The 13819-nt window shown below is 52.7% G+C and carries 16 protein-coding genes and 3 tRNA genes; 9 read left to right on the top strand and 10 right to left on the bottom strand.

Going from position 1 to position 13819, the window contains the following annotated elements:
* Positions 1–50 precede the first annotated feature (50 nt).
* The 6 genes from ACJTMZ_RS12090 to ACJTMZ_RS12065 form a co-directional block, all read right to left on the bottom strand.
* Positions 51–212: a DUF1328 domain-containing protein gene (locus tag ACJTMZ_RS12090; protein WP_003856556.1), complete on the bottom strand. Its 162-nt coding sequence runs from the start codon at positions 210–212 to the stop codon at positions 51–53.
* 125 nt (positions 213–337) lie between these two features.
* The gene (gene osmY, locus ACJTMZ_RS12085) at positions 338–955 is read right to left on the bottom strand and encodes a molecular chaperone OsmY (RefSeq protein WP_015572610.1); all 618 of its coding nucleotides are present in this window, start codon (positions 953–955) and stop codon (positions 338–340) included.
* A 303-nt stretch (positions 956–1258) separates the two neighbouring features.
* Positions 1259–2848, bottom strand: a complete 1590-nt coding sequence (gene prfC, locus ACJTMZ_RS12080) for a peptide chain release factor 3 (protein ID WP_006810210.1) — start codon at positions 2846–2848, stop codon at positions 1259–1261.
* Positions 2849–2940: 92 nt separating this feature from the next.
* The gene (gene yjjG, locus ACJTMZ_RS12075; protein ID WP_017383835.1) at positions 2941–3618 is read right to left on the bottom strand and encodes a pyrimidine 5'-nucleotidase; all 678 of its coding nucleotides are present in this window, start codon (positions 3616–3618) and stop codon (positions 2941–2943) included.
* Between the two features lie 19 nt (positions 3619–3637).
* Positions 3638–4081: a ribosomal protein S18-alanine N-acetyltransferase gene (gene rimI, locus ACJTMZ_RS12070; RefSeq protein WP_003856565.1), complete on the bottom strand. Its 444-nt coding sequence runs from the start codon at positions 4079–4081 to the stop codon at positions 3638–3640.
* Positions 4050–4463: a DNA polymerase III subunit psi gene (locus ACJTMZ_RS12065; RefSeq protein WP_017694553.1), complete on the bottom strand. Its 414-nt coding sequence runs from the start codon at positions 4461–4463 to the stop codon at positions 4050–4052. The genes rimI and ACJTMZ_RS12065 overlap by 32 nt, the downstream gene beginning before the upstream one ends.
* Positions 4464–4565: 102 nt before the next feature.
* On the opposite strand from ACJTMZ_RS12065, the gene rsmC reads away from it, so the two are divergent.
* The 4 genes from rsmC (at position 4566) to ACJTMZ_RS12045 (ending at position 6058) form a co-directional block, all read left to right on the top strand.
* Positions 4566–5594: a 16S rRNA (guanine(1207)-N(2))-methyltransferase RsmC gene (gene rsmC, locus ACJTMZ_RS12060; RefSeq protein ID WP_408626923.1), complete on the top strand. Its 1029-nt coding sequence runs from the start codon at positions 4566–4568 to the stop codon at positions 5592–5594.
* A 144-nt stretch (positions 5595–5738) separates the two neighbouring features.
* Positions 5739–5825 (top strand) — tRNA-Leu (locus tag ACJTMZ_RS12055).
* A 28-nt stretch (positions 5826–5853) separates the two neighbouring features.
* Positions 5854–5939: transfer RNA gene (locus ACJTMZ_RS12050), tRNA-Leu, on the top strand.
* 32 nt (positions 5940–5971) lie between these two features.
* Positions 5972–6058 (top strand) — tRNA-Leu (locus ACJTMZ_RS12045).
* Positions 6059–6100: 42 nt separating this feature from the next.
* Here the strand turns inward: ACJTMZ_RS12045 and ACJTMZ_RS12040 are convergent.
* Positions 6101–6370, bottom strand: coding sequence for a DUF1435 domain-containing protein (locus tag ACJTMZ_RS12040; RefSeq protein ID WP_026080652.1), 270 nt, complete (start codon positions 6368–6370; stop codon positions 6101–6103).
* A 216-nt stretch (positions 6371–6586) separates the two neighbouring features.
* Here ACJTMZ_RS12040 and ACJTMZ_RS12035 point away from each other — a divergent pair, with 216 nt between their 5' ends.
* Positions 6587–7651, top strand: a complete 1065-nt coding sequence (locus ACJTMZ_RS12035; protein WP_032103055.1) for a GGDEF domain-containing protein — start codon at positions 6587–6589, stop codon at positions 7649–7651.
* Positions 7652–7746: 95 nt separating this feature from the next.
* Positions 7747–8535, top strand: coding sequence for a siderophore-iron reductase FhuF (gene fhuF, locus ACJTMZ_RS12030; protein WP_003856570.1), 789 nt, complete (start codon positions 7747–7749; stop codon positions 8533–8535).
* 77 nt (positions 8536–8612) lie between these two features.
* On the opposite strand, the gene ACJTMZ_RS12025 is transcribed toward fhuF, so the two are convergent.
* Entirely contained in the window at positions 8613–9959 is a 1347-nt protein-coding gene (locus tag ACJTMZ_RS12025; RefSeq protein ID WP_003856571.1) for a PTS cellobiose transporter subunit IIC, read from the bottom strand.
* Positions 9960–10287: 328 nt separating this feature from the next.
* Between ACJTMZ_RS12025 and ACJTMZ_RS12020 the strand changes: the two genes are divergently transcribed.
* On the top strand, positions 10288–10746 hold the full coding sequence (locus ACJTMZ_RS12020; protein ID WP_003856572.1) for a YbaK/EbsC family protein: 459 nt from the start codon (positions 10288–10290) through the stop codon (positions 10744–10746).
* A 31-nt stretch (positions 10747–10777) separates the two neighbouring features.
* Here ACJTMZ_RS12020 and bglJ read toward each other — a convergent pair whose 3' ends face one another.
* Both bglJ and ACJTMZ_RS12010 read right to left on the bottom strand, forming a co-directional pair.
* Complete coding sequence (gene bglJ, locus ACJTMZ_RS12015; protein ID WP_015572607.1) at positions 10778–11419, bottom strand: DNA-binding transcriptional activator BglJ; 642 nt, start codon at positions 11417–11419, stop codon at positions 10778–10780.
* Positions 11416–12153: a LuxR C-terminal-related transcriptional regulator gene (locus ACJTMZ_RS12010; RefSeq protein ID WP_017383841.1), complete on the bottom strand. Its 738-nt coding sequence runs from the start codon at positions 12151–12153 to the stop codon at positions 11416–11418. Before ACJTMZ_RS12010 ends, bglJ begins: the two co-directional genes overlap by 4 nt.
* Before the next feature lie 389 nt (positions 12154–12542).
* Here ACJTMZ_RS12010 and ACJTMZ_RS12005 point away from each other — a divergent pair, with 389 nt between their 5' ends.
* Together ACJTMZ_RS12005 and ACJTMZ_RS12000 are read left to right on the top strand one after the other, a co-directional pair.
* Complete coding sequence (locus ACJTMZ_RS12005; protein WP_017383842.1) at positions 12543–13319, top strand: threonine/serine exporter ThrE family protein; 777 nt, start codon at positions 12543–12545, stop codon at positions 13317–13319.
* Positions 13310–13783, top strand: coding sequence for a threonine/serine exporter (locus tag ACJTMZ_RS12000; protein WP_015572605.1), 474 nt, complete (start codon positions 13310–13312; stop codon positions 13781–13783). Before ACJTMZ_RS12005 ends, ACJTMZ_RS12000 begins: the two co-directional genes overlap by 10 nt.
* Positions 13784–13819: the final 36 nt, after the last annotated feature.

Raw genomic sequence — 13819 nt, 5'->3', positions numbered from 1 at the left:
AAGCCAGTCACGAGGACTGGCTTGAGTTTGTTTAGTAAATATTGCGTTTGCTACGGGCGACGTCGACCCGTAAACAGGCTGACCAGGAACAGAATAATACCGACGACGAAGACAATTTTCGCTGCCCATGCCGCGGTACCCGCCAGTCCACCAAAGCCCAATGCGGCGGCAATTAACGCGATAACCAGAAATATAATGCCCCAACGAAACATAAGCCTCTCCTTTACCATAGTTAATGTCGGCCGCTAAACGTGAGCGCTCAGGTCACTCACCGGCTTTTCCAGAATCGTTTTTATTTCGCCCGCGGTTTTCAGCCTGACGGGCGAATGGTACTGCTTTACTTCGTTTTCAGATCGTTTTTGACGCTTTTCACACCATCAATAGCTTTCGCAATTGACTCGGCACGATCGCTTTGTGCCTGATTCTCAACCGTACCGGACAGCTGGACCACACCATCGGTGGTTTCAACTTTCACCATACGGGATGGCACGATGTCGTCAGCTAACAGTTTAGCTTTGATTTCGCTGGTAGTTGCTGCATCTCCGGCATAGCCCTTCACCGACGATTCTTTGCTGTCACGTACGTGCAGTTTGTCGCTGACGGAGCTTACGCCCTCAACGCCTTTCGCCACTTTAACGGCTTCTTCGGCCTGGGTCTGGCTTTCAACGAAACCGCTCAGGGTGACAACCTTGTTGTCGGTTTTAACAGAAATATCGGTGCTCTTGATGGATTCGTGATCCACCAGTGCGGCTTTCACTTTTGCTGTGATTGAGCTGTCATCCATGAAATTACCGACTTTATTCATAGAGCTATCGATTTTTTCCCCTGCGGTATTGGCGGAATTTTGCGCTTTATCCATGGTGCTGGTTTCCGCCAGAGCAGAACCGCTTACCAGGACACTACCCAATGTTACAGCCAGCAGAGTTTTAGAAATCTTCAGTCTTGTCATATTCATCGATTTATTCCTGTGTTTTGCCCATTATTTGGGCGACATACTTCCCTAATCTTGGTTTTATATATTGCGAATTAACACCGGGGAAAAATGGAGAACCAATGGACATGCATTGAACAGTTAATTCATCCACGCCCGGTGCTAAACACTGAGTTAAATATAGATCACAATCAGAGGGGTGCATTCAGAATTGGGGAAAAAACGAACGAATAGCGAAAAATTGCGGTGAATTAAGAACATTCCGCAAGGGTTTAATATCACAGGAATTAAAGAAGAGCACGGCGGCTGCCGTGCTCTGAAAGGAAATTAATGCTCGCGCGTTTTGCGGAACTGAACATCAGGATAACGTTCCTGCGTCAGGTTCAGGTTTACCATGGTTGGGGCGATATAGGTCAGGTTATCGCCACCGTCCAGCGCCAGCTGAACTTCGTTCTTACGTTTAAATTCTTCGAATTTCTTCACGTCTGAACATTCAACCCAGCGGGCGGTCGCCACGTTCACCGATTCGTAAATCGCTTCCACGTTGTACTCGCTCTTAAGACGGGCAACCACCACGTCGAACTGGAGCACACCCACCGCGCCCACGATCAGATCGTTGTTGGCGATTGGGCGGAACACCTGTACCGCGCCCTCTTCGGAAAGCTGGACCAGGCCTTTCAGCAGCTGCTTCTGCTTCAGCGGATCGCGCAGGCGAATGCGGCGGAACAGTTCTGGCGCGAAGTTCGGGATACCGGTGAACTTCATCATTTCGCCCTGCGTGAAGGTATCACCAATCTGAATGGTACCGTGGTTGTGTAAACCAATGATGTCACCCGGATAGGCTTCTTCTACATGCGAACGGTCGCCCGCCATGAAGGTCAGCGCGTCGGAGATCACCACGTCTTTACCGATACGGACCTGACGCAGCTTCATGCCCTTTTCGTACTTACCGGAAACCACGCGCATAAAGGCGACGCGGTCACGGTGTTTCGGATCCATGTTGGCCTGAATTTTAAAGACGAAGCCGGAGAACTTCTCTTCCTTCGCTTCTACTTCGCGGGTGTCGGTTTTACGCGGCATCGGCTGCGGGGCCCACTCCACCAGACCGTCGAGCATATGGTCAACGCCGAAGTTGCCGAGTGCGGTACCGAAGAAGACCGGGGTAATTTCACCGCTCAGGAACAGCTCTCTGTCGAACTCGTGCGACGCGCCTTTAACCAGCTCCAGCTCATCGCGCAGCTGGGCGGCCAGCTCTTCACCGACAGCGGCGTCCAGCTCGGGATTGTCCAGACCTTTCACAATGCGGACTTCCTGAATGGTGTGGCCCTTACCGGTCTGGTACAGGTAGGTTTCGTCTTTATAGAGGTGGTAAACCCCTTTGAACAGCTTGCCGCAGCCAATCGGCCAGGTGATTGGCGCGCAGGCAATCTTCAGCTCGTTTTCCACTTCATCCATCAGCTCCATCGGATCACGGATGTCACGGTCGAGTTTGTTCATAAAGGTGAGGATCGGCGTATCGCGCAGACGGGTGACTTCCATCAGCTTGCGGGTACGATCTTCAACACCTTTCGCGGCGTCGATCACCATCAGGCAGCAGTCCACCGCCGTCAGCGTACGGTAGGTATCTTCGGAGAAGTCTTCGTGCCCCGGGGTGTCCAGCAGGTTCACCAGGCAGTCGTGATACGGGAACTGCATCACGGAGGTGGTAATCGAAATACCACGCTGCTTTTCCATCTCCATCCAGTCGGATTTAGCATGCTGGCTGGAGCCACGGCCTTTAACGGTACCCGCGGTCTGGATCGCCTGTCCGAACAGCAACACCTTCTCGGTGATGGTCGTTTTACCGGCATCCGGGTGCGAGATAATGGCAAAAGTGCGGCGTTTGGCCACCTCTTGCAGATAAGGAGACAACGTCATAATCAATTCTTCTTAGGTAAGCGCGGCAGCAGGCCGCGCATCATGGAATACGAAAAATGCGGCTATTTTACCCATCAACAGGGGGCAGGCAATCATTGTTTACACAGGAGCTGCTCCAGTTCGTTCAATGACGTAACGGTCCAGGTCGGCTCGATGCCTTCCGGCAGCGTGCGACCATGCGCATTCAGCCAGACGGTCGACAGGCCCGATCTCATACCTCCCAGAATATCAGATTCTGCCGTATCCCCCACCATCAGCACGCGATCGCGGTCAGGATTGCCCGCTTGCGCCAGCGCATAATCGAAAATACGCGGATCCGGCTTCGGTACGCCCACCTCTTCGGAGATCACCAGCGCGTCGAAATGATCGCGCAGGCCGGTGCGTTCAAGGCGGATCTGCTGAAGCGCGGTAAAGCCGTTGGTAATGATCCCAAGCTTCACCTTCCCTTTCAGCGAATCCAGCAGAGAAACGGCGCCGGGCAGCGGCGCGCAGATATCCGCCATCGCATTCAGGAAGGCCTCGTTCAGCGCCCCAGGACTGACGTTTAACCGTTCAGCCCACACGTCAAAACGCTGATGCTGAAGCTGTAACGCGGTGATGGCTCCGTTCTGGTAATCCACCCACAGCGGTTTGTTCACCGCCTGATAGTCCTGAAAATCTTCCGCGGTGAACGTCACGCTATAGTCGAGAAACATCCGCTGTAGGCCGCCGAACGAGTCAAACGTAAACAGCGTTTCGTCGGCATCAAAGAAAATCCAGTCCCATTTCATCGTTACAACCTTATTTTCGTTATCCAATCGGCAGAGCCATGATAATGGCGTCTTCACGTCCCTCTGCGGTGGGGTAGTAGTTACGGCGGATAGTCGCCTCGTTGAAGCCTAAGCTTTCATAGAGCGCGATGGCGGCGACATTGGACGCGCGCACCTCCAGCCACAGGGTGAAAACGTCACGGGTTTCCAGCTCACGAATGAGGTGCTCAAGCAGTTCCCTGCCCAGCCCGCGGCGCTGGTAAGCGGGATCGACCGCAATATTAAACAGCGTCGCCTCGTCCAGAACGACCTGCGTGATGGCGAACGCAGCCATCGCACCGTCAACGTCCAGGCGGAGATTTAAATAGCGTTCGCCCTGATTGCTGGCAAACGTCTTTTCGCTCCACGGAAAGGCATGGGCGCGGGTTTCAATCGCGAACGCGGTGGTCAGGTCAGCCGTCGTGAGGGAAGAAATCGTGTTCATATTCGCAAATTTGTTGCCATAGCGCGCTACGCGCTTTTGGGTTGGCTTTCAGTTCGTCCAGCGCTGGCGAACTGATCTGGCTTCCTTCAAGAGGTAGCTCGTCCACCGCCCCGATTCGCCAGCTGTTACAGCGGCTGTCAGGGGGAAGCATCGCGACGCTTTCAGGCGCCAGCTGTAATACCTGATCGCGGGTCACCTTCAGGGTGCGAAGGACATCCTCAATCAGGGGCTCGTTCAGGGCAGGCGGCGCTTCTGCCACCATCACCAGGCGGACATGCGCAGGTATGGAGATGGCTATTTCGCCCCGCAACGCCGTCGGGCGACGCAAAGCCCACTGGGTAATGCCCAGCTGCTGCAACTGCCAGTCTCGTCGGGATATCATAGCGAAAACTCCTGTCTCTCAGGCGCGCAAATATAGCAAATGTGTCGAAACTGCGCCATCTACCTACTATAATCCCCGCCTGAGTTTATTGAGGAACAATTCATGTCTGCATTTACCCCGGCAAGTGAAGTCTTGCTGCGTCACAGTGATGATTTCGAAGAAAGCCGTATTCTGTTTGCCGGAGATATGCAGGATGACCTGCCCGCGCGTTTCGACTGTGCTGAAAGCCGTGCCCACACCCAGTACTATCACCACTGGCAGGTGCTGAGCCGCCAGATGGGCGAGCGCGCGCGCTTTAGCCTGGCGGCGGAGCAGAGCGATATTGCTGACTGCGATACGCTCATTTACTACTGGCCGAAAAACAAGCCGGAAGCCCAGTTCCAGCTGATGAACCTGCTTTCTCTGCTGCCGGTCGGCTGCGATATTTTTGTTGTCGGTGAGAACCGCAGCGGGGTGCGTAGCGCAGAGCAGATGCTCGAAGCCTGGGCGCCGCTGACGAAAATCGACAGCGCCCGTCGCTGCGGACTGTACCATGGTCGTCTGGAAAAACAGACCACCTTCGATGCCGACGCCTTCTGGGACGAGTACCAGCTTGACGGCCTGACCATTAAAACCCTGCCGGGCGTGTTCAGCCGTGATGCGCTCGATACGGGCAGCAAGCTGCTGCTGTCCACCCTGACGCCTCACACCAAGGGCAAGGTGCTGGACGTCGGCTGTGGCGCGGGCGTGCTGTCAACGGTTCTCGCCAGCCACTCACCAAAAGTGCGTTTAACCCTGTGTGACGTGAGCGCCCCGGCAGTAGAAGCCAGCCGCGCCACGCTTGCTGCGAATGGCATAGAAGGTGACGTGTTTGCCAGCAACGTCTTCTCCGACGTGACCGGTCGCTTTGACATGATCATCTCTAACCCGCCGTTCCACGACGGAATGGAGACCAGCCTTGAAGCGGCGCAAAAGCTGATCCGTGGCGCAACCCGTCACCTCAACAGCGGCGGTGAGCTGCGTATCGTAGCGAACGCCTTCCTCGCGTACCCGAAAGTGCTGGATGAAACCTTTGGCTTCCACGAAGTGATCGCCCAGACGGGCCGCTTTAAGGTCTATCGCACCGTGATGACGCGCCAGGCGAAAAAGTAACCCCCCGGTCCGGCGATGGCTGACGCTGCCATCGCCCATTTTTGCAGCAATCAAAACAACGTGCGCAATTTTCTGTTGACGTAAAGCTGAAAACATCTAGAATGCGCCTCCGTGGTTACGATACTTTTACAGTGTCGATGGTATGCGAAGGTGGCGGAATTGGTAGACGCGCTAGCTTCAGGTGTTAGTGTCCTTACGGACGTGGGGGTTCAAGTCCCCCCCCTCGCACCATAAATCACGTTGATATTGCTCGCACTGGGCGAAGGTGGCGGAATTGGTAGACGCGCTAGCTTCAGGTGTTAGTGTCCTTAGGATGTGGGGGTTCGAGTCCCCCCCCTCGCACCAACGAGGCGATATCAAACCAGTAAGATGACTGTGCGAAGGTGGCGGAATTGGTAGACGCGCTAGCTTCAGGTGTTAGTGTCCTTACGGACGTGGGGGTTCAAGTCCCCCCCCTCGCACCAATTATCTTACATCCCCTCAGCAGTGCCTCCTGTTTTTCCCTTTTATTTCAAACTCATCAGAATCACCAGCAGTCCACTGATTAGCGCAACGCATGATGGCAGCAGCACGTAATGCCGTAACTGTTTGTGCCAGATCATCGCGGATGTCACCAGCAAGCCTGAAACAATCATTGCTTTCCAGACATCAATGGGGAGATCGGCAAACATTAGCCCACCGATAATGGAACCAGGCAGTAATATTCCCCACCCACTTCCCAGCGCTTTGCTCAACATGGTTTCACCTCTCGCACTGATAATGATAACCAGTATCATATGATAGTAATTATCACTTGTCAGCATACGACGTAAGAAATTGCGCCAGCAATTGCTTTCCCATAATGACAGAGAATGTGTAAGGTGATAAATTGCCCACCTGTTAACTTCCGATAAAGTTTTTCTGATAATAAAAATTCAATTTTGTAGCGCCCAATATTACACAACAGCACCTTGCTCATTGTTTTAATTGAGTTTTAATAAAAACGCACGCATATGACATCACAATCCTGGCTGTCTTTAGTCAACAAGAAATATCAGCTATCTTTACGTTTGTTTTTATTTCTGAACGCCGCGTCAGCATTGTTCTCGGTAACAAACCCTCTCTATTCCGTGCGTGTGTTATCAGTCCCGCTCTTTGCCGTACTGACTATCAGCACAGGCTTACTTATCTGGCACTGGAAAAACAGCACGCGAAAAATAAATATCCCTGTTGTTTCAGCTATTTTTGGTCTTTTATGGGCCTGGCAGATCGTCTCTAAATTTCTGTTAATCACGCACGATCACGCGACCTATTTAATGATGGCGCTATTAACAGTGCTTTTTATAGGGTCTCTGGCGTTCGCGAGTAATATTAAAGCCTTTACGTTACATTCATTTCCCGCTTTTATATCCTGCCTGTGGCTTAGCCCGTCCGAAAACTGGCTGAGAATGGCCTATTTTTTCGCGCTGCCGGTGGTCGCCATTGGTATCCATCATGTTCTTCAGCGGCGCAATGACCGTTTCGCCCAGGAGCTGCTTTCCGAACTGCTGGAGGAGCGCGAAACCCTGACCGATCTCAGCATGATGGACCCGCTCACCGGCCTATATAACCGTCGCGGGCTGCAAAGCCGGCTGGAGAATCTTCCCAGGCCTGACGCTGGCGAGCACTTCGTGCTGCTGATGGATATCGACCACTTCAAAGCCTACAACGACCATTATGGCCATATGATGGGCGATCAGGCCTTGATCAGGGTCTCGGCTGCGATACGCGACGCCGTGCGCTCACGCGATGTTGTCGCCCGGTTTGGCGGGGAAGAATTTATGGTGCTGTTGAGTAACATCCCGCTGGAGCAAGCGCGACAGACGGCTGAACGCATACGTCAGAAGGTTTACGATCTTAAAATCCCCCATATGTTTAACGAAAGCGTCGCCACTAACGTGACCATCAGCATCGGCATCGCCATGTTCGAAGGTGACGACGTTGAGGGCGCGCTGGCGAAAGCCGATAAAGCCCTCTATGAAGCCAAGCATATGGGACGTAACAGCATTCTGCTGAGCGAAGAGCTTCATACCGCCTGAAACCGCCTTCACAGCGCCAGGATAAAACGCTTGCGCTCGGTTTTATCTATAGTTAGGATTGGCAATCATTATCATTTAGATTTGTAATCCACACTATGGCGACTCGTACCGCACACATCGTTGAGCCCCTGCTCTGGCGAGCTCCACTCTCCGCCGGGGAAACGACGCTTGCGGATGCCATTCGGGAAAAAATTGCCGTAACGCGCGCCCATCTGCTGGATTTCATCAAACTGGATGAAGCACCGCCGCATCATGCTCTGACGCTGACTGAGTGGCAACGCCCTGCGGAGCTGCGGTCACTGCTGGCAACCTATTCCGACCATATTTATCGTAACCAACCTACCCTGACGCGGGAAAACAAACCGCTGTTATCCCTCTGGGCACAGTGGTATATCGGGCTGATGGTGCCGCCTGTCATGCTGGCCCTGTTGACCCAGGAAACGATGCTCGATCTCTCGTCGGAACATTTCCATGTTGAGTTTCATGAAACCGGGCGTGCTGCCTGTTTCTGGATTGATGTACATGAAGATCCGAGCGCGAGACACCTGTCAGCGCAGGCGCGTATGGAACGGCTGATTACAAGAGCGCTGGTTCCGGTCATTGATGCGCTGGAAGCGACGGGAGAGATTAACGGCAAACTGATCTGGAGTAATACCGGGTATCTTATCCACTGGTATTTAACGGAGATGAAGCCGCTGCTCGGCGACGAGAAAGTGGATGCACTGCGTCAGAGCTGTTTCTTTGCCAGACAGCTGTCGGATGGACGGGACAACCCTCTTTACCGCACCGTGGTTCCGCGTGAGGGACTTCTGGTACGTCGTACCTGCTGTCAGCGCTACCGTCTGCCGGACGTGCAGCAGTGTGGCGATTGCACGCTTAAGTAGTCTGGCCCGGCCTGAAACCCGCAGAGAGAGGGAACAAACATTAAAAACGGCAACCTGCGTTGCCGTTTTGCTTTTACCTAAGCGACCTGCTGATTTTCCTCTTCTCCATTACGCTGTGCTTCTTCCGCTTCCTGCTGAAGCAACTGTTTCTCGTACACCTTGAAGAACGGGAAATAGATAATGGCGGAAACGCAGGCCAAAACCAGCACCAGAATGGCTGCACGGAAATCCCAGCCCAGCGCCCAGGCGGCACCAACCGGAGCCGGTGCCGTCCACGGCACAACGGAAATCACGCGGCCAATCAGATCAAACTTCATCGCTGCCCATGCCAGCACGGCATTAACCATCGGCGCCAGCAGGAAAGGAATAAAGAACACCGGGTTCATCACAATCGGCGTACCGAAAATCACCGGTTCATTGATATTGAAAATGCTTGGTACCACGCTCAGACGTCCAATGGAGCGCAGGTGCGCGGAGCGGCTACGCAGATAGCAGAACACCAGCCCCATCGTCGCCCCCGATCCGCCGATAACGATAAAGAACGTCCAGAAGGCTTCCATAAAGATGTGTGGCAAAGGCTGGCTCGCCGCCAGCGCGGTCTGGTTCGCCCCCAGGTTTGTCAGCCAGAACATTTGCAGCATCCCGGAGACAATCGCCGCGCCGTGGATCCCGGCAAACCACAGCAGGTGGCCAATCAGCACCGCCAGCAGGATCGCAGGCAGCGAGTCAGCCGCAGAGACCAGCGGTTTGAATATCGACATGATGGCCTGTGGGATCAGCATACCGAACTGCGACTGGATCAGCAGGCTCAGCGGGTAGAGCGTGAGCACCACCACCAGCACCGGGATCAGCAGGTCAAACGAGTTTTTGATCATCGGCGGTACCTGGTCTGGCAGGCGGATACCGATATTGTGTGCTTTCAGGAAACGCATCATCTCAACGCAATAGATCGCCACCAGAATCGCGGTGAAAATACCGGTCCCTCCCAGGCTATCCACCGGTAAAGCGCCTTTGGTTTTAGGGGCGGCGACCAGCAGGAACGCCATCAGCGACAGCATCGCGCACATGAACGGATCCAGCTGATGGGTTTTAACGTAATGTTTGCCCAGGTTGTAGGCAATAGCCGCACAGATATAAAGGGACATCACCCCCATTGTCATATCAAACGGCGTCAGAATTTGACCTTCAAACTGCTTCGCCATATCCAGCCAGGCGCGAGCAAAACCCCAGGTGGTATCAGGCGAAAAAGGCGGGTAAGCGAACACTAATAAAAACGAGCCTACAATCATAAACGGCATCGCTGAGATAAACCCGTCACGAATAGCCATAACGTGACGCTGGGAAGAGATGCGCCCGGCAATAGGGCTGACATAATTTTCAACGAAGCGGAAAATCAGATTAAATGCAGCGTGGTTGGCAGACATAGCAGATCTCCTGTCAGACGTTCGTTTTGGACGCTCTCACGTCACACGTTGTTCCATACATCAGCGTCACAACCTTGCCGGATCGTGTACCTGCGGTACTGCTCAAACGGAATGGTTTCATAATTAGCTCTTATTATTAGATACAGGGGAAGTTACACACTTAGTATTAATCTCTGCATCACGCTCTGCAACCGGTTACTGTAACCGGTTTCTGTGAATGTGAAGGCGATCCAGAAATCGACCCTGACGGATATTTGTTACTTAAGGGATATTTACAGCGACTAAATTCTTATGACAGATTACGCAGGATATTTGTCAGGAGGAATCAATGAGTTTGCAGTCTGTACAACAGTTTTTTGCCGAACACGCTCCGGATATAGAGATCATTGAGCTTAACCAAAGCACAGCGACTGTTGCCCTTGCTGCTGCCGCGCACAACGTTGAACCCGGCCAAATTGCCAAAACGCTGTCACTGAAAATTAAAAATGACGTGATTCTGGTGGTTGCAAAAGGCGATGCGCGTCTGGATAACAAAAAGCTTAAAGAGACATTCGGCGCAAAAGCCCGCATGCTCAGCAGCGATGAGGTAGTCACCCTGACGGGTCATCCTGTTGGCGGCGTCTGCCCTTTCGGACTGGAAAATCCGCTCTCTGTTTACTGTGACATCACATTAAAACAGTACGCGGAAGTGTTACCCGCAGCGGGTGCCATCCACAGTGCGGTGCGTATATCGCCCGACAGAATGGCGGAGCTGACCGCAGCAAAATGGGTCGATGTCTGCATTTAAACGTTGCGCCAGAAGAACTCTGGCGCACCACTTAACGCTGAGAGAATGAAGGAACGGTGAGAGCTGAACGACGCACTTCCCGGGCAGGGAGATGCGCCAGGATATCCGCCGCATCCAGTAATCCCACGTCAGAATTGACGCCCAGCTTTACCATTGCGTTAAACTTATGCGCCCGGATGGTTTTAATATTGCGTTCAAGCTGCGCCGCAATTTCAGGGATTGAAAATCCCGATGACATATAACGCAGTATTGCCCTTTCGGTTGGGCTTAACATACGATTCTGGCTAACACACCAGTGATTGTACATGTTGTCATTCACCTGATGCGTTTCGCTGAGTAATGTCTCCAGCCCCTCCATTAGCTGCTTTAGCGGAACCGATTTACTGATTATCCCATGCAAGCGAGAAGGCGAAAGATGGCTGACCAGCCTCGCCTCCATTTCGTCAGAGGCCAGCACGATACGCTGGACGTCGCTGTGGGTGAAGGTAAGATCCCGTAAACAGGCCAGACAGTTTCTCCGCTCTTCACGCTCATCAGACAGTGAATAGATAACCGCATAGAATGAGATATCCACGAGCGCCGCTTTAAAGCTGGCGAATCTGCTAAACAGGTGCACCTGGTAATGGCTCAGGGCGGGCATCGCAAAGAGATGCTTCAGCCCTACAGCGCTCATTGAGCAGCTTTCGATGACGGCGATATGTCTTGTTGCAGTGGTCTTTTCCATTCCTCAAACTCTCCATAAGCCGACATTAAACTGAGTTCTCGCATTCCCTGGGTACTGCTTATCCACGCGTACATATCGGCATTACTGCGAAGTGATAAGCGGCGCATTGCACTGTTTTTCTGTGCACTGATCGTTTTATTACTTTTATTCAGCAGCGTGGCTATTTGGTTGATTCCCCAACCTTTACCTAATAAACGCAACACCTTGCGTTCAGAGTGGGTGAGCGCAATCATTTGCTCACTCTCTTCTTCAATATCGGACGTTTCCGGTATTAATAACGTCTGGCTTATTCGCTCGGCACGTTCACTGCCCGCGCGAATAGCGTTAATAACGCCTTCGATCGGTTCCATATCCGAAAGCAGCGTGCTTTCCGGACGCATAAGAAGCTCTACTGCAAGTGGATAAAGGGGACGCGAGACAAGGAATATCCAGTGAATGTCCCGATACTGATTCATTAATCCATAATACTGCTCAAGCGTGCCGCGAGGATTACGATACTCACCTGAAATATCGGCAATAACGACCCCAGCGCGACGCAATTGTAGTAGCGTCAACTCCTGCATCGAACGGCAGTACGTTATTTCAAAATCAGGAAAATGACGCGTCATGACGCCACCTAGCCCATTTTGCATAACCGGCACTCTACTAATCACCACTCCGTGTTTACCATTCAATGGCAACATAGACCCTCCCTGTCATGAATTCATTATTTAAGAACGAACTAACCCTACGAGTTTAAACACGCTTGCATCCCTCAGTACAAAACGGCTTAATACTCGCAAATCAGAAGAAATGTCACATGGGTTAAGAAACGCCCAATACTGGCTTAATATCGCATAAAGACCACAAAACTTTAATTAAGATTGCGTGAAAAGATTGAAAATATGAAATTAGAAATACTTAATATATTGTCTTTATAAATCTATATTTTTATATTCATTAAATAAATAGAAAGTGCGGTTTTCTCCCCCTGCTCACGCGACTGATTGCACAAATGTTGATCTGGCCCAGCGCAAAGGGCCCTGCCCTTTGTGTTAAAAGTAAGCAATCTCTCTTCTCTTCAGGGCGTTTCATGCAGGCAGATCGGTCTACGCAACGTGCTACCACGCGGCTATGTATTCAGTGCGGGCTTTTTCTCTTACAACACGGGGCAGAAAGCGCCCTCGTGGAAGAACTTTCCACACGCCTTGGGCTGGCGCTGGGGATGGACAGCGTTGAGAGCTCCATCTCGTCAAATGCCATTGTGCTGACCACCATTAAAGACGGACAGTGCCTGACCTCCACCCGTAAAAATCATGACCGCGGCATTAACATGCACGTCGTGACGGAAGTGCAGCACATCGTGATCCTTGCTGAACACAAGCTGCTCGATCTGAGGGAGATAGAGAAACGCTTCAACCAGATCAAACCTCTCCGGTATCCACGCTGGCTGGTTGTGCTGATGGTGGGACTCTCCTGCGCCTGCTTCTGCAAACTCAACGCGGGCGGCTGGGACGGCGCTGTCGTGACCTTCTTTGCCAGCAGCATCGCGATGTATGTCCGCCAGCTGTTGACGCACAGGCAACTGCATCCGCAAATTAACTTCTGCATCACGGCGTTCGTGGCGACAACCGTATCCGGCCTTCTTTTGCGCCAGCCTTACTTCGCCAGCACGCCTACTGTTGCGATGGCCGCCAGCGTATTGCTGCTGGTGCCGGGTTTTCCCTTAATCAATGCCGTCGCTGATATGTTCAAAGGCCACATCAACACCGGTCTGGCGCGCTGGGCGATAGCCAGCCTGCTGACGCTGGCGACCTGTATCGGGGTGGTAATGGCCATGACACTCTGGGGGTTACGCGGATGGGCGTGATGGATTTTCTGCTCGCACTGGCGCAGGACATGCTCCTGGCAGCTCTTCCCGCCGTTGGCTTTGCGATGGTGTTTAACGTCCCACAGCGTGCATTACCCTGGTGTGCGCTGCTGGGTGCCATTGGCCACGGCTCACGTATGATCATGATGACCTCGGGCTTTAATATCGAATGGTCGACGTTTATCGCCTCCATGCTGGTCGGCAGCATCGGTATTCAGTGGTCCCGCTGGTATCTGGCGCACCCGAAAGTGTTCACCGTGGCGGCAGTCATTCCTATGTTCCCGGGCATTTCAGCCTATACGGCGATGATCTCCGCCGTCAAAATCAGCCACTTTGGCTACAGCGAACCGCAGATGATCCTGCTTCTGAGCAATTTCCTTAAAGCCTCGTCGATTGTGGGCGCGCTCTCCATCGGCCTGTCGATCCCCGGATTATGGCTTTACCGCAAACGTCCACGCGTATAATAAAATCGCTTGCAATTATATCGTGCGCTATCTATA

The organism is Enterobacter sp. DN, from assembly GCF_046054285.1.
In the GTDB taxonomy this organism is placed as follows: Bacteria; Pseudomonadota; Gammaproteobacteria; order Enterobacterales; family Enterobacteriaceae; genus Enterobacter; species Enterobacter hormaechei_C.
The sequence above is the reverse complement of the archived record's forward strand: the minus strand, read 5'-3'. Positions and strand labels throughout refer to the sequence as shown.

Excerpts from the sequence above, each read along its gene's own strand:
- ACJTMZ_RS12090 (WP_003856556.1), bottom strand. The coding sequence starts at position 212 with ATGTTTCGTTGGGGCATTATATTTCTGGTTATCGCGTTAATTGCCGCC.
- osmY (WP_015572610.1), bottom strand. The coding sequence starts at position 955 with ATGAATATGACAAGACTGAAGATTTCTAAAACTCTGCTGGCTGTAACA.
- prfC (WP_006810210.1), bottom strand. The coding sequence starts at position 2,848 with ATGACGTTGTCTCCTTATCTGCAAGAGGTGGCCAAACGCCGCACTTTT.
- yjjG (WP_017383835.1), bottom strand. The coding sequence starts at position 3,618 with ATGAAATGGGACTGGATTTTCTTTGATGCCGACGAAACGCTGTTTACG.
- rimI (WP_003856565.1), bottom strand. The coding sequence starts at position 4,081 with ATGAACACGATTTCTTCCCTCACGACGGCTGACCTGACCACCGCGTTC.
- ACJTMZ_RS12065 (WP_017694553.1), bottom strand. The coding sequence starts at position 4,463 with ATGATATCCCGACGAGACTGGCAGTTGCAGCAGCTGGGCATTACCCAG.
- rsmC (WP_408626923.1), top strand. The coding sequence starts at position 4,566 with ATGTCTGCATTTACCCCGGCAAGTGAAGTCTTGCTGCGTCACAGTGAT.
- ACJTMZ_RS12040 (WP_026080652.1), bottom strand. The coding sequence starts at position 6,370 with ATGATACTGGTTATCATTATCAGTGCGAGAGGTGAAACCATGTTGAGC.
- ACJTMZ_RS12035 (WP_032103055.1), top strand. The coding sequence starts at position 6,587 with ATGACATCACAATCCTGGCTGTCTTTAGTCAACAAGAAATATCAGCTA.
- fhuF (WP_003856570.1), top strand. The coding sequence starts at position 7,747 with ATGGCGACTCGTACCGCACACATCGTTGAGCCCCTGCTCTGGCGAGCT.
- ACJTMZ_RS12025 (WP_003856571.1), bottom strand. The coding sequence starts at position 9,959 with ATGTCTGCCAACCACGCTGCATTTAATCTGATTTTCCGCTTCGTTGAA.
- ACJTMZ_RS12020 (WP_003856572.1), top strand. The coding sequence starts at position 10,288 with ATGAGTTTGCAGTCTGTACAACAGTTTTTTGCCGAACACGCTCCGGAT.
- bglJ (WP_015572607.1), bottom strand. The coding sequence starts at position 11,419 with ATGAGCGCTGTAGGGCTGAAGCATCTCTTTGCGATGCCCGCCCTGAGC.
- ACJTMZ_RS12010 (WP_017383841.1), bottom strand. The coding sequence starts at position 12,153 with ATGTTGCCATTGAATGGTAAACACGGAGTGGTGATTAGTAGAGTGCCG.
- ACJTMZ_RS12005 (WP_017383842.1), top strand. The coding sequence starts at position 12,543 with ATGCAGGCAGATCGGTCTACGCAACGTGCTACCACGCGGCTATGTATT.
- ACJTMZ_RS12000 (WP_015572605.1), top strand. The coding sequence starts at position 13,310 with ATGGGCGTGATGGATTTTCTGCTCGCACTGGCGCAGGACATGCTCCTG.